We start from the raw sequence: 24,601 nt of genomic DNA on the forward strand, positions 1-24,601 counted from the left end.
CCATTTCATCATAGCAAAAAAAGCGGGGACGGTTTAATAAATCACTTATTTTTTGGAAACAAACTTATATTTTTTATGTCGACAAACAGTTACTCCCTTATCTAGCCTGGCACTGAAGATTTACGCTAATTAATTAAGTTCACTGGCGACACCAGCACGCCATCCGCATCGGCATAAATCCAGTCACCGGCATCAATGGTTACACCAGCAAAACGGACACGCACATCTTGTTGCCCGGTATTGCGTTTGGCACTTTTAACCGGGAACGCCGCCAAAGCACGTACGCCAATCTCGCAGGCATTAATCTCGTCCACGTCGCGGATGCAGCCATTGACGATAATGCCAGCCCAACCGTTTTGCTCCGCCAGTTTGGCGAGATTACCGCCCACCAGCGCACAACGCAGGCTGCCGCCACCATCGACGATCAGCACCTGACCGTTACCAGGGGTTTCTAGCTTATTGCGTATCAATACATTTTCTTCAAACAATTTCAGTGTGACGGCGGGTCCGGAAAATTGCGTCTTGCGACCGAATTGTTTAAAAATAGGTGTAAAAACTTGTAGCTCACTGCTGGCTATTTTGTCTTCATATGCATCGCAGATATCACAGGTTAACAGACTCATTAGATTCTCCAAAAATTGAAAATACCACATACCCCCTTTATATTTAACAAAAATATCCTTAATGACCAATAAATATAAGGACAATTAAAAATACTAGTTAGGAGTATATTTAATCATATAAAAAAACAGCTATTCAACTTAGACTCCCTAACACGTCATCCGAGTGCTGATCTTATTCTAACCACAGCCGCTGCTATTGTCTAAAACACGGGCCTCTTAGTCTGGCTAAGAACTCAGACTAACAGGCCTGACTAAGAGGTCAGAATTTACTAATGCGTTTCAGGCCGAAACTTGCCCGTACTCAACACCAACATTGATGCCGAGGTTAAACAGCCAGCGTCCTTGCTTTTGTGTTTGACCCCACATTCACCGCTGTCAAAATCGCCATCACCTGGAACACGCCAATGCAGACAAAAATCCAGCTTGGATGATGCGCATCCATGACTGCGCCAAACAATAAGGGTGAGCATGCCAAGCCAGTATCAAGACCGGAGTACACCACGCCATAGACGCGCCCTGTGGCATTTTTTGGTGCTGCTGCGCGTATCAATAAATCTCGCGAAGGTCCGGCAACACCAGAGCCAAAACCGATCGCGCCCATCAATACCACTGCCAGCGCGGCGTCAACCCAGCCTGTTGCCAGCAACAATGCAAAGCAACCCGCAACTGCAAAAGCAATGCTGATCGTACGATCATGCTGTGCCGTTTTGGCTGCGATAAAACCACCCCATAGCATGCCAGCAGCAGACGCCAGCATGTAAGCGGTATAAGCCGTGGTCGCCCAAGTCAATGACATGCTATATATTTCACGCAAACCAACTGACGCAAAACTCTGTATGCCGCCCAGTGCCATTGCCGTCATAAAGAAAAAAACAAAACACATCCAGACCGCAGGCACACGCATAAAATCCATTGCCCCACCGCTGGCCTTAGCTGACATCGGTGCTGTACCAGACACTATGTTTGGTACCTCATCCGTCCGCAAAACATCGCGATATACAAACAATACGATCAACACCACAACTGGCAAAAAGGCGGCCGATAACAGGGCTGTACGCCAGCCGGAAAATCCAGCAATCGTCACCAAAAATAGCGGTGCCGCTGCCCATCCCAGATTACCGGTAATTCCGTGCACCGAGAAAGCATATCCAAGGCGTGCAGGCGACACTCGCTTGTTTAATAAAGTGTAATCTGATGGATGAAATACACTATTGCCCAGCCCAGCCAACATCGATCCAGCCATCAGCATAGAATAATTTTGCGCACCAGATAACACCAGCGCGGCAACACCCAGACAACTCACACCAAAAAACAGTACGGTTCTTGCACCGATTTTATCCACCACAAAACCAGACAGAGCTTGCCCGATACCCGAGACTACAAAAAAGGCACTCATCAATAAGCCCAATTCTGCATACGAGAGATTGAACGCCTCTTTAATCCAAGGGAATAAGGGTGCCAGTATCAAATGAAAAAAATGCGAAATACTATGCGCCATGCCGACCAGGCCAATCACTTGCGCGTCTTGCTTCATATTGCCCGGTTGCCTTGTGCTGTTGCTGATACTGATCATATGATTCTCTTTTCTGGTTAGAAGCTGCTTAGTAATTACTTAGTCATTATTGTGCAGCCAATGAACATCATTGATCGTTGCCATGATGTCGCCTTATGAAGTTATGCATCTAATTGCCACTTCATTTATTTTTATTTAAGCAAAGTGTATGCAAAATCGCTACGTCTGTTTTAAGATAAAAAGACAATCTTTGTCGTAAAGATGCCAACTATGATTGACTCGCTATGAGCACATCTCCTATCACCACAACAGCATCGGCACCGAACAGGTTATTTCCTAGTAAAGACAGGCCCGTGCGCGTCATTGCCAGAAACCTAGCCGCAGACGAACTGCTACGACAACACCAACATCCGTGGGGACAAGTTACGTATGCGCTGGATGGCGTAATGCAAGTGCACGCCAAAGACAGCACCTGGTTTGTGCCTCCACTTCGCGCAATCTGGATACCAGCGAATGTGGCGCATGAGGTAAGGATTATAGAAACAGCGCGTCTGCGCGCCATCTATATTCATCAAGATGTTGCGCCGATCAAAGGCGATCAATGTGTGGTGTTAGAAGTGTCTGCGCTGATGCGGGAACTGGTCTTAAGATTGGCGGAACAAGATCCGGCTGGCCAGCGCGAAAATCATTTGGTCGCAGTATTGCTAGACGAGTTAGCAATTGCTGAAAGTCTGCCAATGAGAGTGGCGATGCCGCACGACAAACGTCTGAAAACTCTTTGCCTCACCCTGATTGATGATCCTTCATCTAATTTGACTCTAGACGATTTGGCCTGCCAGGTCGGGGCATCGGCCCGTACCCTGGCACGGCTCTTTGAGAAAGATCTGGGGATGAGTTTTGTTGCATGGCGCCAGCAAATGCGTTTGGCACGTGCGGCGCCTTTGATCGCTGGTGGAATGCCCTTATCACAAGTCGCATCAGAATTGGGTTACGCAAGTCAATCTGCATTGACTGCGATGTTTAAAAAAGCCTTTGGCCAATCACCCTCCGTTTTTTTTAAACATCCTTGATCTGTCGTATGACTGTCCCCTGCCGATAAGAAAACCAAAATAATATGGCCGCGACAGCTAAAAAATTCCAGTAATCAGAGGGGGCAAATAAAAACCAATTTTTATGCCACGCTACATGCTTGGGATCAAAACGAGCTAATCCATAAGCAGGATTAAAAACAAACCACAAGAAATCTTCTACGATCCAAAACATCATAATGCAAGCCAGCGCTCTAGCTTCTAATTTGAGCGTCCAGCGTTGCGAGAAAAAAAACGGAAAATGGAAAAACATTGAGATAAAAGGAAACACCCAAGCGTGGTAGCCCGTCATCGGACGACCGCCCCAAAAGATATCTAATAACCAGTGATGCTCTATCCGCCAAGTCGGTAAGTTGGCTGCCCAACCCGCGCCGCCTTCAATCTGGATTTCTGTCTGCGCAAAAAATAAGCCTAATAATGCGACCCAAAACAAGGTAACGATAAGAGGAACAGTTTTATGGCTTAAGTCTTCGATCTTGGTTATCCGAGCTGCGTCAGACTCAGGCTGGTTTGATTTCATTTGCGATTTCATTTGCGACATTATTGGCATCAATTGACTCTACTTTATACGGAGTTTTTAAAAACCCTTTTATGTGTTTTTACAGACCAACTCCAGCACTTGCTGCGCTGCATCGGCGCGGCCTAATACGGTCGCTTTGGCACGCATATCTGCTAGTTTTTCTGGATGCGCCAACAGATAACGGATGCGATATTCTAGCGTCACATCATCAAAAGCTTTTAGTGCAACACCCTGCTCTAACAAGTAATCGGCATTACGCTCTTCTTGCCCTGGTATCGGTGAATTGACAATCATCGGCAAGCCCATCGCCAGACATTCTGAGGTCGTTAATCCACCCGGCTTAGTCACGACCAGATCGGCACATGACATTAAACGTTCTACCTGATCAGTGAACCCTTGTGGTAATAAACGTCCGGGATAACGCGTTGCCAATCTCTGCAACTCAGCCAAAGCTGGTAAATTTTTTCCTGCTAAAACAATTAGTTGAAAATCGCTATCCAAGGCCAATAAACGTGTTGCGATCGTATCCAGACTACCCAAGCCTGCGCCGCCGCCCATTAACATAATCGTCATGCGAGCGGGATCAAGACCGAATTCTCTAGCGCATTCCACCCTATCTAAATGACTGGCAAAACTAGGCATGATCGGGATGCCAGTCACGTGGATCGTATCCGCTGCGATTCCCTGCGCCCGCATACGAAAAGCTACCTCTTCATTCGCAGCAAAATAGCCGGTCATGCGCTCATGAACCCACATTCTGTGTAAATCAAAATCTGTCACTTGTACCCAGACTGGACAATGCAAACGCTCTTTTTTAAGCAGCCTTGACAGCATTTCGGCAGGCAAAAAATGCGTACAGATAATTGCATCTGGTTTGAAATTAGCAATCTCTTTGAGCAAAGCACGTGCGTTTAAACGTTCCAACGCCCGTCGCATTTTTTCCATTGTACTGTCGGGCTGCGCCTCGTGCGAGGCCTGGTATAAATAGCCCCACAGTGTTGGTGCTTTATTGACCAGTTTGATATAAAAATCGGTATATAACTTACGAAATCCTGCCGTCATAAAATTCATCACATCCAGATGTGTTGCCACCACCTGATAGTGAGGATCAAGCGAATAAGCACGTATCGCCTCGGCAGCGCGCATATGGCCGGCACCGGCAGAAACGCTCAGGAGTAAGACCTTTTTTTGCTTCATGGTCGATACGACTTAATGGATGAAATATGGTACATGCGTTTAAGTAAAGTGTGGTGTATTGAGATTTTTTGCTTCGATCAAAATCTCATTTTGGACTATATTGATGAATCTACGTCAAAATTAATTGAATTCAGTCAATTGATATTCGCCAGCCGGACCTTGTTACGGCCCGCATTTTTTGCATCATAGCAAGCGCGGTCAATTCTGCTAAATGTCGCGGATGGATTGATATCCTGATCCAAATTGACTGTACCGACACCGATACTGACTGTCATCTCAATCTGAATATTTTCAAATTGGCAGGGAGTATTTAATACTATCAATCTCAATTGTTCTGCCATCACATAAGCATCTTCTGCGTTGGTAGCGGGCAAAATAATCACAAACTCCTCACCGCCTATACGCGCAATGATATCGCTACCTCTTCGTATGTGTTGCTGTAATAGTCCAGAAAAATGCTGTAAGCAAGCGTCACCGCCAAGGTGGCCATAGCGATCATTGACATGTTTAAAATGATCCAGATCGAGCATCAGCAATGCCAGTGTCGCTTTTTGTCGCACCGCCAAATGCCAGGCTTGTTGCCATGCCTGGTCATAACTCCGTCGATTGGATAAACCAGTCAACATGTCCGTCAGTGAGAGTCGATCTATTTCAGCACGGCTGCGGATTAAATCCACTTCCGTTGCAATCTGCTGAGCATATTCGTTAGCAGACCGGCGCAGATTTGCGATTAAATATAAAACGTAAAACGAGAGCGTCAGGCCAGTGGAGCTAAGTTCGAGTGACGGTAGAAAAAATACTAGGGCTGCAGGCAAGATCAGCGCTAGCAAACTCCATCGAGCCTGGCGTGGGTGCATGGCAAAAGCCTGACTTGCTGCAGTACTAAATGCAACGGTCGCAATCGTCGCTACCATAATCGCGCTGTCGGGACGCACTCTTAAATAACCGATCACGGCGGGTACCAGCCCCCAAACCACCGAGCCTATCTGTATTAACAACCAATGTTGGCTGATCCACTGCTTGTATTTCTCTGTGTCGGTACCTGCTACAGGAGGCAGATGCTTGTACCGCATCACCCATAAAATGAGAAAAGTGAATATCAGCAAGGCACTCAGCCAAGGCCAGCGCAAATGATAGCCAGTGATGCCCATCAGTAAAAAACAAGCGATCAGGTAAAACACTGGGCCAATTAATGCACGCCTGTAAAGGTCATTACAAATACGATCGTTTTTGTAACTTTCTAGCTCAGAGCTTTGCTTGTTTAAAGCTGATTCAATCTTGGAACCAGGGGTCTCGATCATGCTGTATCAATGTCCTATCATATTCGTGAAAAATCCATGAAAGCTAATGATTTTCCTGCTATGAACTACCTAAATAAGTTTCCCATCATACACACTCGGCTTTGGTAAAACTATGCATTCATGGCTGATCAACTAATTTTGAAATGATTAGCAGAACAGCAAATTGGCTTTGCTGATAAGTCCCCATCCCACGATTAAGCGTCTACACCGGTTTAGCTCCTGGCTACGCCTCAGGCTTAGATTGCTGTATTTTTTTATTTTTGATTAAAGAAGAAAATTTCTGATTTTTTCAAAAATCTGTCCTTGACTTAATCAGTTAACGATATATCATACAGTTTTACACTAAAGATATATCTATAAATCATGAAAAATCATCATCATACTCATTCAGAACACAATCATCACCAACGTCATGGCTCCCACGAACACCACGGACATCATAGACATGGCGAAAGACATTTTGCTCATGAGCATAACCACCCACAATATTTTGCCGGCATAGGCGATGACGCTTTTGATGACGAGGCAGGCGGTGGGCATGGTCGCTTGCGTGGTGGTGGTGGTGGAGGCGGCGGGCGTGGGCGCGGTGAACGCGCAGAGCGCGTCTTCGGTCGTGGCGATTTGCCTTTAATCGTCTTGGCATTGATAGAAATCAGCCCGCGTCACGGCTATGAAATCATCAAGGCAATTGAAGAACGTTGCGGTGGTGCTTATGCCCCAAGCCCAGGCGCGATCTACCCGACCTTAACCTTATTGGAAGAGCAGGATCAGGTCAATTCGCAAATTAATGTGTCGGTCAATTCAGCAGATAGCTCAGGTACCAGTAGCGGCGTTCCAGCGACCGGTAACAAACGTCTGTACACGATTACGGCGATTGGACGCGATTATCTTGATGCCAATCGGGCACAAGTGAATGGCGTATTGGCACGCCTAGACATGTTTGCCAAAGTCCAGGCTAAACAGTCATTACCAGAGCGAGTACATCAGGCCATGCATACCCTAAAGCATGCATTAATGCTGCGACGTGGTAGCTGGAATGCGGCCGAAGCTGACCGCGTTGCAATCTTGCTGGAACAAACGGCGAACAGCATTATTTCTGACTCAAACTCAGAAGCGGACTTAAAAATGAAAGAACAATAATATGACTCAAACACCACATCAAATTCTAAAAATACGGCACGACCTCAAACTGCGTTTATTGACGGTGTTACGCACCGAAAAACTATCGCCACACATGCTCAGAATCACGCTGACTGGCGAGGCGCTGGATGGTTTTACAACTGCGGCGCATGACGACCACATGAAATTGTTTTTCCCTGCCGTTGGAAGTGATCAACCCGCTCTGCCGCAATTACCTGGGGCTGGGCAAAATGCCAACAATAACAATACGAACGTGATCGGCAGACACTACACGCCGCGTCGCTTTGATGCTGCGAGTAAAGAGCTGGATATTGATTTTTTCTTACACGATGACGGCCCCGCATCAAACTGGGCAGCGCAAGCCAAACCCGGACAAACCGTGGGTGTCGGCGGCCCACGTGGTTCACGCGTGGTGCCAGCTGATTTTGACTGGTATTTATTGATGGGCGACGAAACTGCCTTACCCGCTATTGCCCGCCGGTTAGAAGAATTACCACCGGATGCGCAAGTAATCGTGTTGGTCGAAGTTGCAGACCTGAGCGACAAAATCACTTTAACGCAAGGCGCGCAGACACAAATTCATTGGCTACAAAGCGACGTAACTGGACAAAGCAATCAACTCTTAACCACTTTAAAAACCCTTAACTTGCCGGCGGGTGAAGGCTATGCATGGATCGCCACCGAGTTAGGCAATGTACAGGCCTTGCGTCGGTATCTTTTACAAGAAACCCGTTTAGAAAAAGCGCATATACACGCAGCCAGCTATTGGAAACGTGGTGCTAGTGAACATCACCAGACACATGATGAGTAAGCTCAATCGAGTCAAAAATTGAGTCCAGATTAAGCCAGCTCAGAAAAATTCAGCTCGATACCGACGCCAGCAGGATCAATCAAAAACAGTTGTGTTTGTTTGGTCTCTGGTACGGTTTTAACTGTGTAAGAAACGCCAAACAATTCTAGCTGTGCTTTGCTCTGCGACAAATCCTGACAAGCGAAGGCGACATGATTCAGGTATCCAGTGGTGGTACCAAGAGTCGTCCCTACTACCGCCATCGCGTCACTGTCGTTGTGAATAAATTCCGTCAACTCAGACAAATGGATCATGCAGCTATCGCCTGCATATAACCAATAACCATGCGATTGAAACGCTGGCCGGAAACCCGTTTGCAAACCCAGAACGCTGCAATAAAAATCGCGGACACGCTCCAGTAATGCAGACGGTGCTTTGATGTTGATATGGTTAAGTGCATTAATCATGATTTTTGTTGTCCGTGAAATGAGAGTATTCACCGGGAATTTCCATTAGGATTTAGGATGATGACAGCGCATTGGGTGCGCCTAATGGAAAAGCTCAGTTTAATATACTCCCCATTATTTTTATAAAATATGCTTTATTGTCCATACTTTATATGGACTATTAAAATATACACTATCCCAGTATATTAATTAATCTAAGACTAAAACAGATAATTACTCTTGAGCGCCTGGCAGATAAGCTAGCTTGGCAGGACACTGGATTCCGGCCTTCGCTGGAATGACGCCCCTGAGCAAATTCACTAAGCCAATCAATCCGCTCGCTGCAAACTCAGCACAAAGCTTACGCCTTCCGCGGTGTTTTGGGCGCTGATCGTTCCACCCATTTTTGCCATATAGGTTTTTGCGACGAACAAACCTTGACCACGATTGCCATTGGCAGCGGAATCTTGCTGATCTGAGACGCCGTACTCAAAAATCTTATCCAGCATATCGTCTGCAATATGCGGGCCGGCATTGTGGATCGTGATCGTAGCTGCGGTTTCGCTGATCTGTAAGTTGAGGGTAATCGCGCTGCCAGGCAGGCGGTACCGGTCAGCATTTCGCAGTACATGGGTCACCACATCTTCTAGTGAGTAATCATCTGCTCTGACCATAACTGCCTGATCTCCACCGATAAACTCTACTTGCTGTATGCCGACGCAAGGCGCGTTACCCGCAACGTTATGCAGAAAAGCGCTGATGTCGATACTGGTCACTTGCAATTCAGTCGATTGAAAAGCCTCACTCGGCGAGGCGTTGCCATACAGGACGCGTATCGCTTGTTGCATGCGATGAATATAGCGGCTGCTCTGGTCATCTGCCGCGCCGTGTAAAGCCATCAGTGATTGCAAAGGGGACATAATCTCGTGCCCGACCGCGTGCCACATTTGCTTCTCTTGTTCTGCGCGAATACCTTCGCGCTCAACATCTTCTTTAACCCGCCGCAACAAGTCGTGCAAACAACTTGCCAGCACGCCTAATTCATCATCACCACGTAAATCACCGAGCTCAAATTGCTGCAAACCGCCAGCACCTTTAACCGTTTTTGAAAGGGAAGCAGCGCGTTTAGTCAGCACCGTGATTTTCCGGATAATACTGATCTCCATCACCAACCAAGTGAGAAAAAGTGCCAGCAACATCGCACCGACAAACCAGGACACCCGTGTTGCAACTACCGCCAGACTTTTGCTAACACTGCGCAGATCACCCTTGAGTACAACCTCATAGGTATCTAGCGCAGTGGTGATCTGGTCGCTGCTTTCTAAAGGTGTGTCGTAGTCATCTACTGGCAAACGACGGATCAGTCGAGTCAACAAATTCCATGACTCATTCTCTTGCTCGACCTGGGCATTCAGATTCACCAGCTCTTTGCCACCGGTCAGCTTGCGTATGCGCACGGTCTCACCAGGTAGTAATTGAGTTTGTAAATCTCTTAGAGAAAACGGCGGCGTTGGTGTGCCATTCTCACTATCAAACAAAATTTCGGGTATCGAACCGGGACCTTGATCCGGCGCAAGAACGGCGATTTTGACCTTCACCTGATCTAAATCCTCAGGCGGCCAGACCGGACGTTTTTTCTCAAACAAGGCGTCTTGCCAGACAGCGATCGGCAGACGCAATGAATAGAAGGAGGTCTTGCTGCAAGTGCTGTCCTGATCATCTAGTTCAGCCTGATTGCAATTCGCATTTTGCCAAATCCAACCACGAAATTCTTTGACCGGTCGCGCGTTGGGCTTGTCTGCTTCGCTCGCCCAGAATCCAGTTAACCTTCCACTTAATCCACGTTGGCTAATCGATTTTTTGCCAGCATCCGGCATTTTTTCAAACGGAGCAATCCATTGGTAAGTTTGTCCACGCAGGCTGACGCTAACGCGCATTCTGTGTGCTTGGGCAAGGCTCTCATCACCACGCTGATGCGAGACCAGATCAGCGCTATTAAAACTACCTGCAACATAAATATAGCCGCCAGCCCAGGGATTATTCCCTATGCCTAAACAGAGCGATCCTGTCGTGCCGTATTGCACCAAACAACCGGACATCGCTACTGCTTGCTGCACCTTATTTTGATCATCAAAATCCAGCGCAGAAAATGGTAATAGCAAAGGATGCAAACCATCGCTACCCTTTTCTGCGGGTGGATTGAGTAACGCCAATTGTCCCGCCGGATGGCGCAAGGTGGATAAAATCTGCTCACGTGTTTTAGCAAAACTATGCTGATAATTTTTATAGCTGAGCTGCTTTTCTTGCTGCAAAACTGAGACTGCTAAAGCCACAGTAGCAATTGCCAGCAGTAAAAATGCCGTACGAAATAATAACCGTAGCCGGAACGGTGCCAGTGCAGAAAAGAGCGATCTCATCACTTAGCGTCCACCCAACGGAAACCGCGCATCGGTACGTTTTCTATACCTTCAAATTCAGGATCAATCTCGCGGAAGGCATCTCGGATGGTGCTGACATGTTTACGGATATTGTCACGGTTACGTCCACTTTTAACGACTTCATATAAATCGTCGTAAGACACGACTTGGCCGCGACTGGCAAATAAAGCGGCCAAAATCCGTTGTGCTGTCAGTGGCAAATTAATCCGCTGACCACGCCAGATCGGACTACGCTGACGCAAGGGGTCCATCGCTAACTCATCAACCACCTCGACTTGTTTGCCATTGTCTTTATGTTGCTTACGCTCTTTGACAGCACGCAAAATCTCCAGAAAAGTGTCGATGAAATCAACTTCTTCAAAGGTCGCCTTTTGTAAATAATCCCAGGCGTCTAAGGCTTTCATAATACTGCGATAAATCGTGGCGGGCATGGCTGACACCACCAGGACGGGCGTCGCCTGACTTTTGTTAATCACATTGATGATGGCAACACCGGCATGACGTTCGCGTCCCAGCTCGATGTCGAGCACGACCAGATCATAGGTCTCACGCGCTAGCGCGGCTTCTGCATCGTCACGACTAAACCATTGATCTACCTGAATGCCGGGCTTGGCGGATTCTATCCAGGATTTAAGTTGGTTACTGGTTGGGAGATCGTCCTCGATGACGGCTACTTTTACCATGTTCTACCTCTCTTGCTGTCTGCTGACGTATGTTGTTAGTCGATCATATTTAATCAAAATTCAATCAAAATCCAATCACATGAGTATCCACGCTTTCAGCACAAAAGTCATACCTCTGGCTGTGAGTTTTTACTCACACGGCCTTCCGTCGATTCCGCTGAAGGAGCAAGCGCTCTGGTGCGATGAAGATACTGGCACGGCTGCCTAGTTGATTCTTCCGCGCAGCTAGTCGCATGATGTGTCTCAGGGAACAGCAGCAAATAAACGCGGCGCCCACAGCAAGCTCAGTACCTATTCAGCACTCATTTAGTACAAATTTAGTACAAATTTAGTACCCATTTAGTACACAAGCCACTCACAGGAGAATGCCATGTCTGACCGTATCAAAACTATCGTGCAAGCTATCCGTTCCGCATTATCCAAGGGCGCATCCGGCGTGTTCCATACATCCGGCGGGATTGCGAATGGTGCAGGCAATGTCATCACAAGCGGTGTCAAAACACATGGCGGCAAAATCATCAAACGTTTGTTGATTCTGGCAACGATAGGCGCTACTGGTTACGTCGTCGTCAAGCATCCGCCTGCACAAACCATAGAACGTGGTGAAGTCGGCATACGGATCAACCAATTCACCGGCGTATCAGAAGAATTGCGGGCTGGCACCGCCATGGTCATCCCTGGCATTCATGAATTACGTCGCTACTCCTTACTCGATCAAATCTATCGTCCTGTGAAAAGTGCTAAGGCCAATGGTGAAGCGCCATTCCAGTCGGTAGAGGGCTTGTCACTTGGTGTTGACCTGACTGTGCGTTATGTCCTGGACCCGGCCAAATTAACCAGTATGAGCAAAAATCTACCGCGCGACATCAATGGTGAAATTGTTGAACCCGCCGTACAAGGCGTGATCTATAAAGCCTTTACCCGTTACACCGTGCGTGAAATTTTCTCTAGCAAACGTCAAGAAATCCAGCAATTAATCGAGGCCGAACTCAAGCCCAAACTGGCGGCAGATGGCATCGTTCTGCGTAGCGTGATGGTAGGCAAAGTTGATTTACCAGAAGACTATAAAGCAGGCATGGAAAAGCTGCTAGCAGAAGAGTTAGAGAGTGAAAAAATGCGCTACACCCTAGAACTAAAAAGTAAGCAGGTTCAGCAAACATCCTTAGAAGCCGATGCAGAAAAAATCCGTCGTGAAAAAAATGCAGAGGCAGCTGCCAGCGAACAAATCATTGCCGCCAAAGCGCAAGAAGAAGCGATGAAGCATGTACTGCCATTTAAGCAAAAACAAATCGAACAAAGACAGTTAGAGGCCGAAGCAGAAAAAATCTCTCGCATCAAAACCTCTGAAGGGACAGCGCAAGCCCGTATTATCGAAGCCTCCGGCGAAGCAGATTCACGCCGTAAACTAGCGGATGCAGAAGCCTATCGTCAAGATCTGGTCGGTAAAGTCGCCAGTGCACAGTTAGAGCGAGATGGCGCGTTGCTGACGAAACATCCATTACTGATACAAAAAACCATGGCGGATAAATTGTCCGACAAAATTTCCGTCATCATCGCGCCGCCGCCTGCAGATGGCGGCTTTATCGGATCGGCCTTATTGGGTATCGGTAAAAATCAGCAAGCGCACTTACAGACGACAACACCGACCAACACGACAGAAGAAAGCCAATAATCATGTTAGCTACTGCCATCACTTTAATCGCGATTGTGACCCAGGATCAGGCGCAGTTGCGCGCCTCACCGAAAGATAGCGGACAACAGCAAGCCGTATTATGGCAAGGCGATAGTCTGGAAATCCGCGGTGAAAAACTCGATTACTTGCAAGTCTATGATCACCGCCGCGAACGCGCAGGTTATATCAAAGCCAGTCAAGTCAGAATGGTATCGATGAAGCCAGACGACGCACCAGAATTATTGTCTGTCGTCCGGTTTTTACGTGATACGCCAGGTGCAGAGGCATTGGGTATTGCCTATACCGCGGCCTTTTTAAAAGCAGCACCAGCACAGACGATTAATGCAGAAGCTTTTGATGCGCTGGGTGGAATGGCAGAGCGTCTGGCACGACGTGCATCGAACAAAGCGCTTGGTGCAACAATCAAACCAAATGAGGCGCAAATTTCTGCCCACTTAGAGGTCGCCGCTTATTACGGCGTTAATCTCAAAGGTGTAGAACGTGATGGCCGTATCCAACTTTGCTATGACGGCGAAGCCTTCCGCCGCGTACTGGCAATGAGTGCAAATCAAACGCAAAAAGCCACTGCAGCGCTGGCGCTGACACGTGCTGATTGCATCGATCCGGTGATGCGTCCAACCGAGCGCAATAGTCTTGATCTATGGCGCGCCGACGTACTGGATCGTGTTGATATCAGCGAGTTGCCAGAGTATATGAAAAATCGTATTCATATGCGCCGTGCCGGTGTCTGGTCCAGCATCGCTTTCCAACATCAACGTAAAGGCGATAACAGCCAACCGGCAGCGACCCGCGCATTGACAGAATTAGCCGCCGTGAACAAGAGCGAAATGAGTGACGACGATCTGAATAGTTATGCCGATGCAGGCGTACGTACAGGCAGTATGCGTTGGGCGGCGGAGCCGACACCGGTAGCGGCACCGACCAGTACTCAGACAGATGGAAAAAGCCTGCATATCGTCACAACTGCTGGCCAACCCGGCGAGACTTGTGTTGCCTTGGTCGATGCAAAGCATGACGTAAAAGCACCGCTGGTACAGCGCTGTACTTATAGTCTGGTATGGACCGCATCAGCACGGCCGAACGCACAAGCTACTGCGCTGACTTTGGCGGTGCAACCGATGGATACCTGGCGCGAAATGTGGCTATTCCACCAGACCGGCAAGGACTGGGTGATTGACGTACTGCCACCAGCCAATAGCGACCCCGATCTGGGTTATGCAGAGTTTGCCGGCTGGGTACCTGGCACGACAAAAATACTGGTCGCACGCGAAGCCAGAATCGATGGTCGCTACAAACGCAGTTTTGAATTAATCAGTATGGAGTCTTTACAAACAGAAAAATCGGCAGATAAGCCAAGCTCTTTAAGTCTGTTTTATCGCTGGCAAGATCCGGTATGGAAAAAGCAGACGATTAGTTTGCGGTGATGGAATGAGTTTTAAGAGTTCACGATCCCTGCAAAACAAGGATCGTGATTTCATCAAATCGATTACTGGAACAAGCCATCCTCATGCGCCACACTTGCTGATGCCGGAAATTGTACGCAGAACTTGCTACCGACATTCGGCGTAGATTCGATCACCAGATGGCCTTTATGGCGCAGCAATACATGCTTCACAATGGCTAGGCCAAGACCGGTGCCCTGGGTCTCGCGGGAACGGCTTTTATCGACACGATAAAAACGCTCGGTCAGCCGGGAGATGTGGTCGTTGCTGATACCGATACCATTATCTTGCACGATAAATTTCTGACCCTGACCGTTGGTTTGATTTTTCCAGATCAGTTTGATTTCGCCATTTTCTGGCGTATAGCGAATGGCATTGGTGACTAAGTTGGTTAGCGCGCTACGGATTTCATCATTGCTGCCTAATAAATCCGAGCCATTAAATTCCAGACTAATATGATGCCGTCCGGCAGATAAGGCATGTGCTTCTTTTAAGATTTGTTCCAGCATCGCGCGCATGTCAATGCGCTCCGGGCGCATAGGATAATCGATCGATTCCAGACGGGTTAAGGTCAACATATCCTCAACCAGACGCTGCATGCGTTCGCCCTGCTCTGCCATCAATTTAAGATGTGACATGCGGATGCTGGAATCCAGATCCGGCTGCATAGAGGCAATCTCCAGAAAGCCGTTAATCACGGTCAGCGGTGTACGCAATTCGTGCGAGGCGTTGGCGATAAAATCGCGCCGCATCATGTCGATACGTTCGGACTCCGTCACATCATGCGTGACCAAAATTTGCCGGCGATTTTCAAACGGGATAATGTGGACGATCAGCTTGCGCTCGCGGAAAGACAAGGTCAGCGGCGAGTCATAGCGACCCAAAATGATGTAGTCCATAAACTCCGGGCTGCGTACCAGATTGGTAATTCGCATCCCTTTATCTTGTCGCAGACTCAGACCAAGATGGCTCTCCGCCGCGGGATTACACCATTCCAAAAATAGTACGTCGTCCATGATGACCACACCATCCGGCAACAAAGTCATGGCTTGGCGAAAGCGCGCCAGCCACTCTGCCAGTTCAGCCTGGTTTTTTTCATCGCCACGGCGCAGGCGATACAAACGAGAAAATACGTCAGTCCATGCACCCCAGCCATCGGGCAGCCGAACCGTATTTGGGTTGTCCAGCCAGTCAGAGAGTCGCAGTAAATAAAATAACTGGATACCAATCAAACCTATCATTCCAGCCAGACCGAGCAACAAGCCAGGCACTGCCCCCCAGAAAAACCAGCCGACCGCGGCGGTCAATAAAACGACGATCATACGCACTATGGCGGAAATCCAGAATACGAGATGAGGATGCATTAAATGGTCTAAATAAGATGCTAAATAAGATGCAAAGCGAGATGCAAAATCAATTACTGAATCATCTACTAAAAATCGAGAACTACGCTGGAGAAACGGCGTCAATCAGATAATAACGCCTATGATAAATAATATACTCCATACCTGTATATATTAGTTGTCCAAGTAAAACCGAGACAATACGGCAGTTTTTAAAAATTTTATGGGGAGTATATGAGTTATTTAGTCTATTGCCAGAATATCGAGATTGCTGCTTCTAAAGCACACTACAGTTTTGACTATCGCTCTGACTATAGCCCTGACTATTTTTCTGACAGCATATAACCGACGCTACGTACCGTTTTTATCAAGGACTCGGCCTCTTTCAATACTTTACGCAAACGCAGTACATGCACATCGACAGTACGCTCTTCAATCACGACATGGTCGCCCCAGACTTTGTCGAGTAATTGGCTACGGGAAAAAACGCGTTCCGGATGCGCCATAAAAAACTTTAGCAGCTTATATTCTGCATGCCCGATATCGACTTTTTGCTCATCAATTTTGACCGTGCAACTTACCGGATCGAGTATCACTGGGCCCGCAGCCAATGCGCTTTGTGCATGTTCTGGACTCTTACGACGCAACAAGGCTTTGATACGGGCAGTCAGCTCACGCGGAGAAAACGGTTTAGTGACGTAGTCATCTGCGCCATGATCCAGGCCAGCAATTTTGTCTTCTTCCATGCTTTTGGCGGTCAACATGATGACCGGCATCTCATTGAAGTTGCGGTCAGCACGAATTTTAGACAACAGTCGCAAACCGCTCTGGTCAGGCAGCATCCAATCCAACAAAATCAACTGTGGTGTTCTGCGTTGAATAAATTCCCATGCTTCTGCCGTGTTATTTACAGCAAAGGTATTCCAGCCAGCAGCACGGAGTGTAAAAGTAACCAGCTCGACAATCGCTGGTTCGTCTTCCACAATGAGGATTGTTGTCTTATCAGCAGCCATAATTTAGATTAGTTATTTTGCTCTTGTTTGGTCGCTACATAGTCGGAATGGCGGATGTCTTTGCCTTCGATAATATAGATCACGTGCTCAGCGATATTTTTAGAATGATCACCAATACGTTCAATCGCTTTGGCAACCCACAGGGCATCCAGCGAGGATGAAATCGTGCTTGGGTCTTCCATCATGAAGGTAATCAGATTACGCATGATGGAACGGAAATCGTTATCCACAATCGCATCTTGGGCAATCAGGCGTACTGCCTGCTCGCCATCCAGACGGGCAAAGCAATCCAATGCCTGATGCAACATTTCACCTACGCCACTGGCCAACACACGCACGGTCTCGTAACCACTGAAGATGGCAACGGATTTACGATTGGCCGCAGCATCTCTGGCAATCCGTGCGATCTTGGTCGATTCATCGCCAATTCGCTCCAGATCCGTGATCACTTTGCCAGTCGCCATGACAGTGCGCAGATCGTTCGCAGCAGGCTGGCGCTTGACGATGAGGTGGCTGCACATATCATCCAGCAATACCTCAAGGCGATTCACTTCCAGATCAGATTTGATTACCAGTTCTGCCTGATCTGCATTACCAGTACGGAAGCACGACATCGCATCATGGAAATGGTTTTCAACCAAACCGCCCATCATCAAGACCTTGGAACGTATCGTTTCCAGATCATTGTCGTATTGTTTTGAAGAATGTTCACCTATCACGGTCTACTCCTAAATTTGCAATTTCTTACTTAGTTTTTAACTTAGTTTTTTACTTTATATCCACGCGTGCAGTTAGCCGAAACGACCCGTGATGTAATCCTGTGTTTCTTTTTTGACCGGGTTCATAAATATCTGATCGGTCTCACTAAATTCCACCAATTCGCCCAAATACATATACGCCGTGTAATCAGAGCAACGCGCTGCTTGCTGCATGTTGTGCGTCACAATCGCGATGGTGTAATCCTGCTTTAACTCATGAATTAATTCTTCAATCTTGACGGTAGAAATCGGGTCCAGCGCCGAGGTTGGTTCGTCCAGCAACAAGACTTCTGGCTTCACTGATACGCCGCGTGCGATGCACAAACGTTGTTGCTGACCACCAGATAAACTCAGACCACTCTTATTGAGCTTGTCTTTAACTTCGGTCCACAATGCTGCTTTTTTCAATGCCCATTCAACCCGTTCATCCATCTCACCTTTGGACAAATTTTCATACAAGCGAACACCGAATGCGATGTTGTCATACACCGACATCGGGAACGGTGTCGGCTTCTGAAACACCATACCAACTTTGGCGCGCAAAAGATTGATGTCTTGATCGGCATCTAAAATATTCTTACCGTTGTACATAATCTTGCCTTCGGCACGCTGGCCTGGATACAGATCGTACATACGGTTTAAAGTGCGCAATAAAGTCGATTTACCGCAACCAGAAGGACCGATAAATGCAGTCACTTTTTTGTCATGGATATTCAAATTAATATCACGCAAACTACGTGTCGCACCGTAGAAAAAATTCAATCCGGAAATTTCTATCGACATTTTCATATCTGCGCTGGCAGTCGCACTCGAAGATGAATTTAAACCAGCATTCATCAATGGATTAATAGCTACGTTGATTCCATTATTCATATTTGTACTCATTGGCGTTGTCATCATGCTGGTTCCAAGAAATTAGTTTTGTACTTTTTGATTAAACATCGTGCGAGACAGGATATTCAATCCCAATACGCTAAATGTAATCAGCAAAGCGCCGCCCCATGCAAGGTCACGCCAGTTATCGTAAGGACTCATAGCGAACTGGTAAATCACTACGGGTAAGTTGGCCATTGGCTTATTCATATTGCCGTTAAAGAATTGGTTATTCAATGCAGTGAATAACAAAGGTGCGGTCTCACCAGATATACGGGCAACTGCCAATAAAATACCGGTAACGACACCCGCTTTAACAGCGCGCAAACGGATTAGCAAAGCGACTTTCCAGCGCGGCGCACCAAGTGCAAAAGCAGCTTCACGCAAACTGGTTGGTACTAATCCCAGCATATTGTCGGTGGTGCGTACAACCACCGGTATGGCAATCAAGGAGATCGCTAAACTACCGGCCCATCCAGAAAAATGTTTAACATTAAATACATAGATGGCATACACAAACAAACCGATGACGATGGAAGGTGCTGACAACATAATGTCCGTCACAAAGCGTGTGATGCTGCCAAACCAGCTTTTATCACCGTATTCTGCGAGGTAGATACCGGCCAAAATACCAATCGGCGTACTGATCAGAGTAGCGAAACCGACCATCATAAAACTACCGACAATCGCGTTCATCAAACCGCCGCCATCGCTACCTGGCGCTGGCGTTGTTTCTGTGAACATATCTAAGCTAATCGCTGAGAAACCTTTGATCAGCAAAGTGAACAAAATCCACATCAGGAAAAACACGCCTAATGCCATTGCCAGAGAAGACAAAGTAATACCGATTCTATGCATCAACAAACGACGTTTGTAGACAGGATTATTTGCTGAAGAATTTAAAGCGTTGCTAGTGAGGGTCATAGGACTGGTTGAATTCGTGCTCATTTTGCACCTTCTTTTCTGGTCAAACCAAGCAACATTAATTTAGCTGCGGCCAAAACAATAAATGTGATGACAAACAAAATCAGACCAAGCAAGAACAACGATGATGTGTGCAACACGGTCTCTGCTTCGGCAAATTCGTTCGCTAAGGTAGAGGCAATACTGTTACCCGGAGCGAACAAAGACCAAGATAATTTGTGCGCATTACCGATCACAAAAGTGATTGCCATAGTCTCGCCCAAAGCCCGACCCAAGCCCAACATCACACCGCCGACTACACCAATTTTTGTATAAGGCAAAACGATTTTTCTGACGACTTCCCATTTAGTACAGCCAAGACCGTAGGCCGACTCTTTTAAGACTGGCGGGACAACCTCAAACACATCACGCATGACAGAAGCGATAAAAGGAATAATCATGATCGCTAAGATCACACCGGCAGACAAAATACCGATACCTATCATAGGGCCAGAAAACATCACACCAATCACAGGCAATTTGCCTAATGTTGCGTGTAATGCTGGTTGTATATAGTCCGAAAACAGCGGTGCGAATACAAACAAACCCCACATACCGTAAATAATACTTGGCACACCGGCCAATAATTCTATTGAAGTACCAAGCGGGCGTTTAAGCCAGGCGGGACAAATCTCAGTTAAAAATAAAGCGATACCAAAACTCACCGGGAAGGCGATCAGCAAGGCGATAATAGAGGTTGCCAGAGTACCGACAATGGCGATTAGACCACCGTATTTATCATTGACCGGGTCCCACTCTATCGTCGTCACGAAGGCAAAACCAAATTCTTGCATCGCTGGCCAGGCGCGAATGATGAGTGAAATAATGATGCCTACAAGCACCACCAAAACAAACAAAGCGAAGCCGAATGTCAGTTTATGAAATAAAAAATCCTGCCACTGCTGACGGCGCATCACCGCTGCCATATTCACCTCTGCATGATTTGCCGGTGCGCTTGGCTGCGTTGTATGTTGCTGCGGATTGCTTGATGTAGATGAGGAGGCTGACATAGCGATCGGAGGTTGTTGTGTCTGCATGGAAGGAGCTTTCCATATTGGTTTACTAGCAGCTTAATAAGTGATCGGCATGAACATGGTTGTCTGACCCATTGACTTATCCGTTCACTTACGCGTTGACTTACCTGTTCATGGCCACTTAAACAAAGGCACTGAAATCAAACAGTGCCTGTAAAACTCTTGATTAAAATCATCGGAACTTCGAAGTTTTACAAAGTAACTTCGTCGCTCCGATGATGTAGCTTCAAACTAAATTAATTACCAAATTGCTTTACCAGAAGCATCTTTGATTTTAGATTTCCAGCTATCTTCAATCAACTTCACAACTGGTGCTGGCAGAGATACATATTCCAACTCAGTAGCCATTGCGCCACCGTTTTTGAATGCCCAATCAAAGAATTTCAACACTTCTTTACCCTTGTCAGCTTCTACTTGGGATTTGTACATAATGATGAAAGATGCGCCAGTGATAGGCCATGTAACTTTGCCTGGCTGGTTAGTCAACACCAGATACATACCTGGTGCTTTTGCCCAGTCTGCACCAGCGGCAGCCGCTTTGAAGTTTTCATCATCCGGTTCTGCGAACTGGCCATCCGCATTTTTCAACAAGGTGTAGGTCATTTTGTTACGTTTTACGTAAGCGTACTCAACATAACCGATGGAATTTTTGATACGTTGTACGTTAGCTGCAACGCCTTCGTTACCTTTACCGCCCAAACCAACTGGCCATTTGACTGCAGTGCTTGCGCCAACGACTGTTTTGAATTCTGCATTGACTTTAGACAGATAGTCAGACCACAAGAATGTTGTGCCGGAACCGTCAGAACGGTGTACAACATTGATGTCTTCTGCTGGCAATTTGATACCTGGATTCAATGCAACGATTTCTGGTGCATTCCATTTTGTGATCTTGCCCATATAGATGCCGGCGAGTACGTCACCAGTCATCTTCATCTTACCTGGGCCAACACCGTCCAGATTAACGACTGGCACTACGCCACCGATAATCGCCGGGAATTGTGTCAGGCCATCAGCTTCCAGCTCTTCTAACTTCAAAGGCATATCTGATGCGCCGAAATCGACAGTTTTTGCTTTAATTTGCTTGATACCACCGCCAGAACCGATAGACTGATAGTTCAAGCCATTGCCGGTTGCTTTTTTATAGGCTTCTGCCCATTTAGCGTAGATTGGATAAGGGAAAGTGGCACCAGCGCCAGTCATGTCTGCGGCATACGCGGCAGATAAGGAAACAGTTGCACCGACTGCTGCCAGCGTAACCACTAAAGATTTGACGATACGATTGAGTTGCATATTCACCTCTGAGTTAAATAACATGATGCTATCCATTTAGTACGAAGCGAACTCTACAATCCAATTATGACAAGATTATGACTTCATTTAATATTCTGTAATAATAGATGAAATGGGGTAAAAGTTTGTATTTTTCCGTCATAAACTTGTCATATTGCCTCTTTACAATATACTCACCTACATATGACGGTCTCTATGACACGCGAGCAAAATGCCAGATCAAAAATTACCCGACCCATCAGCGGAAAAAGTGGTGACTGTCAGTGAAGAAGACTTGCCTGAAACGCCACATGATGATGCAAAAACACCGCCGAAACCACCGGCAAAACCAATTGTGACAAGCCACAATACGCAAACTCCCCAGGCACCAACGGAGTTGCCGCGCTCGGCAATCTTCCTTGACCGTGAGATGTCACAGATCGCGTTTAACTGGCGAGTACTGGCGCAGGCGGAAGATAAAACGATCCCTTTGATGGAAAGATTGCGTTACTTATGTATCGTCGGTAGCAACTTGGATGAGTTTTTTGAAGTCAGAGTCGCCAGCCTGTTAGCGCAAAATACGATTGATGGTGAGTTGGCACAGCATGCGACTTTTGTTGGGATGATGGAGCGCATTAATACTGAATGCCATCAACTGGCAAAACGCCAATACGAAGTATTAAATCAAGAAATCCTGCCGCAACTGGCACGCAAGCGTATCCATTTATTGCGTCATACCGATAGAAATGAAGCGCAACGCGCCTGGGTGAAAAGCTATTTTGACCGCGAAGTCAAACCGCTGCTCACACCGATCGGCCTTGATCCGGCACATCCATTTCCGCAGGTTGTTAATAAAAGTCTTAATTTTATCGTCTCACTGGCAGGCAAAGATGCTTTCGGTCGGGGTACTGCGATTGCGATCGTAAAAGCACCACGGGTACTGCCGCGTGTAATTAAATTGCCAGATGAGTTGTCGGACAAAGGCTTATCGTTCTGCCTGTTATCCTCAGTTATTCATGCGCATATCGGCGATTTATTCAATGGTCGTGAGGTATTGGCGTATTCACAATTCCGCGTCACGCGCGATAGCGATTTGTGGGTTGATGAGGAGGAAATTAAAAATCTGCGTCAGGCTTTACAAGGCGAATTACAAAGTCGTCAGTTTGGTGTTGCAGTTCGCTTAGAAGTTGCCAAAAACTGCCCTAATGATTTAGCCCAGTTTTTACTATCTCAATTTGCATTAGATCAAGATCGCTTATATCCGGTAGATGGCCCGGTGAATATGGTGCGCTTGTCGGAGTTAGTCGATCACGTCAAGCAACCTAGCCTGCGCTTCCCGCCCTTCTCTGCCAAGATTAATTCAAAATATACCCATAACGATATTTTTACTTTACTTGGCAAGCAAGATATTTTGCTGCACCACCCTTTCCAACCGTTTCAGACCGTCATTGATTTCATCCGGTCAGCCTCACTCGATCCAAGTGTCGTCGCGATTAAACAAACAATTTATCGTACCGGCATGAATTCAGATTTGATGGAGTCGCTGATCACTGCGGCACGTCATGGCAAAGAAGTGACTGTCATCGTAGAACTGATGGCGCGCTTTGATGAAGAAGCCAATATCAACTGGGCGGACCGACTGCAAAGAGCTGGTGCGCAAGTTGTGTATGGCGTGGTTGGATTAAAGACGCATGCCAAGCTGGCATTAGTAATACGGCGTGAAGAAGGTGGCGTCTTGCGCCATTATGCGCACATGGGTACAGGTAATTATCATCCATCGACTACCAAGTTTTACACCGATTTTGGTTTGCTCACTGCCCACCCGGAACTGGCGGCTGAGGTGAATGAAGTCTTCATTCATTTAACCGGATTAAATAAACCCAAGAAGCTGGAATACCTTTGGCTAGCGCCATTTGCCCTACAACCACAAATCATCAAAGCCATCCGTAACGAAGCCAAAATCGCGCGCTCGGGTCGGCCTGGTCGGATCATCGCCAAAATGAATGCCTTGCTAGACGAATCCGTCATCCGCGCTTTGTATGCCGCCTCTGCCGATGGCGTCAAAATTGATCTGATCATTCGCGGTGCCTGCGCCCTGCGACCTGGCGTGCCGGGATTATCAGAAAACATCAAGGTGCGCTCTATCATCGGACGCTTTTTGGAACACAGCCGCATTTATTATTTCCGTAATGATCTGGCACATGATGTGTACCTGGCGAGCGCTGATTGGATGAGTCGTAATTTATTCCGCCGGATTGAAGTTGCCTTCCCTATTTTGGATAAATCCCTGAAAAAACGGGTGATGACAGAGGGACTTGATCCCTATTTAAAAGATAACGTCAACGCCTGGACGCTAGACAGTGAGGGCGAATATCACCGCAAAAAAGCCCGCACAAAACAGGCCGCTATTTGCGCACAACAGAGCCTGATGCAACGCCTAGGCTCTTTGTCTGAAACAGAGGGCGAATAAA

Annotated in this window: 21 protein-coding genes; 6 read left to right on the forward strand and 15 right to left on the reverse strand. The window is 47.1% G+C overall.

Features of this window, described 5'->3' with window-relative positions; genetic code table 11:
* Window positions 1–125: 125 nt before the first annotated feature.
* Both rraA and QN395_RS01640 read right to left on the reverse strand, forming a co-directional pair.
* Window positions 126–623, reverse strand: coding sequence for a ribonuclease E activity regulator RraA (gene rraA / locus QN395_RS01635; RefSeq protein ID WP_322118162.1), 498 nt, complete (start codon window positions 621–623; stop codon window positions 126–128).
* 325 nt (window positions 624–948) lie between these two features.
* Complete coding sequence (locus tag QN395_RS01640; protein WP_322118161.1) at window positions 949–2,196, reverse strand: MFS transporter; 1,248 nt, start codon at window positions 2,194–2,196, stop codon at window positions 949–951.
* Window positions 2,197–2,420: 224 nt separating this feature from the next.
* Here QN395_RS01640 and QN395_RS01645 point away from each other — a divergent pair, with 224 nt between their 5' ends.
* Window positions 2,421–3,206 (forward strand): helix-turn-helix transcriptional regulator, encoded by a 786-nt coding sequence (locus tag QN395_RS01645; protein ID WP_322118160.1) that lies wholly within the window; start codon window positions 2,421–2,423, stop codon window positions 3,204–3,206.
* On the opposite strand, the gene QN395_RS01650 is transcribed toward QN395_RS01645, so the two are convergent.
* The 3 genes from QN395_RS01650 to QN395_RS01660 all read right to left on the reverse strand — a co-directional run bounded on the left by QN395_RS01650 (window position 3,193) and on the right by QN395_RS01660 (window position 6,242).
* The gene (locus tag QN395_RS01650) at window positions 3,193–3,744 is read right to left on the reverse strand and encodes a hypothetical protein (RefSeq protein WP_322118159.1); all 552 of its coding nucleotides are present in this window, start codon (window positions 3,742–3,744) and stop codon (window positions 3,193–3,195) included. The genes QN395_RS01645 and QN395_RS01650 overlap by 14 nt on opposite strands.
* Window positions 3,745–3,813: 69 nt before the next feature.
* Window positions 3,814–4,941 (reverse strand): MGDG synthase family glycosyltransferase, encoded by a 1,128-nt coding sequence (locus QN395_RS01655; RefSeq protein ID WP_322118158.1) that lies wholly within the window; start codon window positions 4,939–4,941, stop codon window positions 3,814–3,816.
* A gap of 134 nt (window positions 4,942–5,075) precedes the next feature.
* Window positions 5,076–6,242, reverse strand: coding sequence for a GGDEF domain-containing protein (locus QN395_RS01660; protein WP_322118157.1), 1,167 nt, complete (start codon window positions 6,240–6,242; stop codon window positions 5,076–5,078).
* Window positions 6,243–6,605: 363 nt separating this feature from the next.
* Here QN395_RS01660 and QN395_RS01665 point away from each other — a divergent pair, with 363 nt between their 5' ends.
* Together QN395_RS01665 and QN395_RS01670 are read left to right on the forward strand one after the other, a co-directional pair.
* Complete coding sequence (locus QN395_RS01665; RefSeq protein WP_322118156.1) at window positions 6,606–7,382, forward strand: PadR family transcriptional regulator; 777 nt, start codon at window positions 6,606–6,608, stop codon at window positions 7,380–7,382.
* Window position 7,383: 1 nt separating this feature from the next.
* Window positions 7,384–8,193, forward strand: coding sequence for a siderophore-interacting protein (locus QN395_RS01670; protein ID WP_322118155.1), 810 nt, complete (start codon window positions 7,384–7,386; stop codon window positions 8,191–8,193).
* Between the two features lie 29 nt (window positions 8,194–8,222).
* Here the strand turns inward: QN395_RS01670 and QN395_RS01675 are convergent, their stop codons facing one another.
* The 3 genes from QN395_RS01675 to QN395_RS01685 all read right to left on the reverse strand — a co-directional run bounded on the left by QN395_RS01675 (window position 8,223) and on the right by QN395_RS01685 (window position 11,739).
* Entirely contained in the window at window positions 8,223–8,639 is a 417-nt protein-coding gene (locus QN395_RS01675) for a diguanylate cyclase (RefSeq protein ID WP_322118154.1), read from the reverse strand.
* 308 nt (window positions 8,640–8,947) lie between these two features.
* Complete coding sequence (locus tag QN395_RS01680) at window positions 8,948–11,035, reverse strand: ATP-binding protein (RefSeq protein WP_322121544.1); 2,088 nt, start codon at window positions 11,033–11,035, stop codon at window positions 8,948–8,950.
* Window positions 11,035–11,739, reverse strand: coding sequence for a response regulator transcription factor (locus tag QN395_RS01685; protein WP_322118153.1), 705 nt, complete (start codon window positions 11,737–11,739; stop codon window positions 11,035–11,037). Before QN395_RS01685 ends, QN395_RS01680 begins: the two co-directional genes overlap by 1 nt.
* 370 nt (window positions 11,740–12,109) lie before the next feature.
* On the opposite strand from QN395_RS01685, the gene QN395_RS01690 reads away from it, so the two are divergent.
* Both QN395_RS01690 and QN395_RS01695 read left to right on the forward strand, forming a co-directional pair.
* The gene (locus tag QN395_RS01690) at window positions 12,110–13,411 is read left to right on the forward strand and encodes a prohibitin family protein (RefSeq protein ID WP_322118151.1); all 1,302 of its coding nucleotides are present in this window, start codon (window positions 12,110–12,112) and stop codon (window positions 13,409–13,411) included.
* Window positions 13,412–13,413: 2 nt separating this feature from the next.
* Window positions 13,414–14,856, forward strand: coding sequence for a hypothetical protein (locus QN395_RS01695; protein WP_322118150.1), 1,443 nt, complete (start codon window positions 13,414–13,416; stop codon window positions 14,854–14,856).
* A gap of 62 nt (window positions 14,857–14,918) precedes the next feature.
* Here QN395_RS01695 and phoR read toward each other — a convergent pair whose 3' ends face one another.
* The 7 genes from phoR to pstS form a co-directional block, all read right to left on the reverse strand.
* Window positions 14,919–16,238, reverse strand: a complete 1,320-nt coding sequence (gene phoR / locus QN395_RS01700; protein ID WP_322118149.1) for a phosphate regulon sensor histidine kinase PhoR — start codon at window positions 16,236–16,238, stop codon at window positions 14,919–14,921.
* 302 nt (window positions 16,239–16,540) lie between these two features.
* Window positions 16,541–17,230: a phosphate regulon transcriptional regulator PhoB gene (phoB, locus tag QN395_RS01705; RefSeq protein WP_322118148.1), complete on the reverse strand. Its 690-nt coding sequence runs from the start codon at window positions 17,228–17,230 to the stop codon at window positions 16,541–16,543.
* A gap of 8 nt (window positions 17,231–17,238) precedes the next feature.
* A complete protein-coding gene (phoU, locus tag QN395_RS01710; RefSeq protein WP_322118147.1) occupies window positions 17,239–17,949 on the reverse strand; it encodes a phosphate signaling complex protein PhoU in 711 nt (236 codons plus the stop codon).
* A 72-nt stretch (window positions 17,950–18,021) separates the two neighbouring features.
* Window positions 18,022–18,777 carry a phosphate ABC transporter ATP-binding protein PstB gene (pstB, locus tag QN395_RS01715; protein ID WP_416200146.1) on the reverse strand — a complete coding sequence of 252 codons (756 nt, stop codon included), beginning with the start codon at window positions 18,775–18,777 and terminating at the stop codon, window positions 18,022–18,024.
* A 126-nt stretch (window positions 18,778–18,903) separates the two neighbouring features.
* Window positions 18,904–19,809, reverse strand: coding sequence for a phosphate ABC transporter permease PstA (gene pstA / locus QN395_RS01720; RefSeq protein WP_416200096.1), 906 nt, complete (start codon window positions 19,807–19,809; stop codon window positions 18,904–18,906).
* Window positions 19,806–20,834, reverse strand: coding sequence for a phosphate ABC transporter permease subunit PstC (gene pstC, locus QN395_RS01725; RefSeq protein ID WP_416200145.1), 1,029 nt, complete (start codon window positions 20,832–20,834; stop codon window positions 19,806–19,808). The genes pstA and pstC overlap by 4 nt, the downstream gene beginning before the upstream one ends.
* Before the next feature lie 264 nt (window positions 20,835–21,098).
* On the reverse strand, window positions 21,099–22,151 hold the full coding sequence (gene pstS / locus QN395_RS01730) for a phosphate ABC transporter substrate-binding protein PstS (RefSeq protein ID WP_322121540.1): 1,053 nt from the start codon (window positions 22,149–22,151) through the stop codon (window positions 21,099–21,101).
* Between the two features lie 211 nt (window positions 22,152–22,362).
* On the opposite strand from pstS, the gene ppk1 reads away from it, so the two are divergent.
* Window positions 22,363–24,600: a polyphosphate kinase 1 gene (ppk1, locus tag QN395_RS01735; RefSeq protein ID WP_322118146.1), complete on the forward strand. Its 2,238-nt coding sequence runs from the start codon at window positions 22,363–22,365 to the stop codon at window positions 24,598–24,600.
* Window position 24,601: the final 1 nt, after the last annotated feature.

This window comes from Undibacterium sp. RTI2.2, assembly GCF_035018705.1.
Lineage (GTDB): Bacteria > Pseudomonadota > Gammaproteobacteria > Burkholderiales > Burkholderiaceae_D > Undibacterium.

Coding starts and splice junctions, on each gene's coding strand:
- rraA (WP_322118162.1), bottom strand. CDS start 623: ATGAGTCTGTTAACCTGTGATATCTGCGATGCATATGAAGACAAAATA.
- QN395_RS01640 (WP_322118161.1), bottom strand. CDS start 2,196: ATGATCAGTATCAGCAACAGCACAAGGCAACCGGGCAATATGAAGCAA.
- QN395_RS01645 (WP_322118160.1), top strand. CDS start 2,421: ATGAGCACATCTCCTATCACCACAACAGCATCGGCACCGAACAGGTTA.
- QN395_RS01650 (WP_322118159.1), bottom strand. CDS start 3,744: ATGAAATCAAACCAGCCTGAGTCTGACGCAGCTCGGATAACCAAGATC.
- QN395_RS01655 (WP_322118158.1), bottom strand. CDS start 4,941: ATGAAGCAAAAAAAGGTCTTACTCCTGAGCGTTTCTGCCGGTGCCGGC.
- QN395_RS01660 (WP_322118157.1), bottom strand. CDS start 6,242: ATGATCGAGACCCCTGGTTCCAAGATTGAATCAGCTTTAAACAAGCAA.
- QN395_RS01665 (WP_322118156.1), top strand. CDS start 6,606: ATGAAAAATCATCATCATACTCATTCAGAACACAATCATCACCAACGT.
- QN395_RS01670 (WP_322118155.1), top strand. CDS start 7,384: ATGACTCAAACACCACATCAAATTCTAAAAATACGGCACGACCTCAAA.
- QN395_RS01675 (WP_322118154.1), bottom strand. CDS start 8,639: ATGATTAATGCACTTAACCATATCAACATCAAAGCACCGTCTGCATTA.
- QN395_RS01680 (WP_322121544.1), bottom strand. CDS start 11,035: ATGAGATCGCTCTTTTCTGCACTGGCACCGTTCCGGCTACGGTTATTA.
- QN395_RS01685 (WP_322118153.1), bottom strand. CDS start 11,739: ATGGTAAAAGTAGCCGTCATCGAGGACGATCTCCCAACCAGTAACCAA.
- QN395_RS01690 (WP_322118151.1), top strand. CDS start 12,110: ATGTCTGACCGTATCAAAACTATCGTGCAAGCTATCCGTTCCGCATTA.
- QN395_RS01695 (WP_322118150.1), top strand. CDS start 13,414: ATGTTAGCTACTGCCATCACTTTAATCGCGATTGTGACCCAGGATCAG.
- phoR (WP_322118149.1), bottom strand. CDS start 16,238: ATGCATCCTCATCTCGTATTCTGGATTTCCGCCATAGTGCGTATGATC.
- phoB (WP_322118148.1), bottom strand. CDS start 17,230: ATGGCTGCTGATAAGACAACAATCCTCATTGTGGAAGACGAACCAGCG.
- pstB (WP_416200146.1), bottom strand. CDS start 18,777: ATGAAAATGTCGATAGAAATTTCCGGATTGAATTTTTTCTACGGTGCG.
- pstA (WP_416200096.1), bottom strand. CDS start 19,809: ATGAGCACGAATTCAACCAGTCCTATGACCCTCACTAGCAACGCTTTA.
- pstC (WP_416200145.1), bottom strand. CDS start 20,834: ATGTCAGCCTCCTCATCTACATCAAGCAATCCGCAGCAACATACAACG.
- pstS (WP_322121540.1), bottom strand. CDS start 22,151: ATGCAACTCAATCGTATCGTCAAATCTTTAGTGGTTACGCTGGCAGCA.
- ppk1 (WP_322118146.1), top strand. CDS start 22,363: ATGCCAGATCAAAAATTACCCGACCCATCAGCGGAAAAAGTGGTGACT.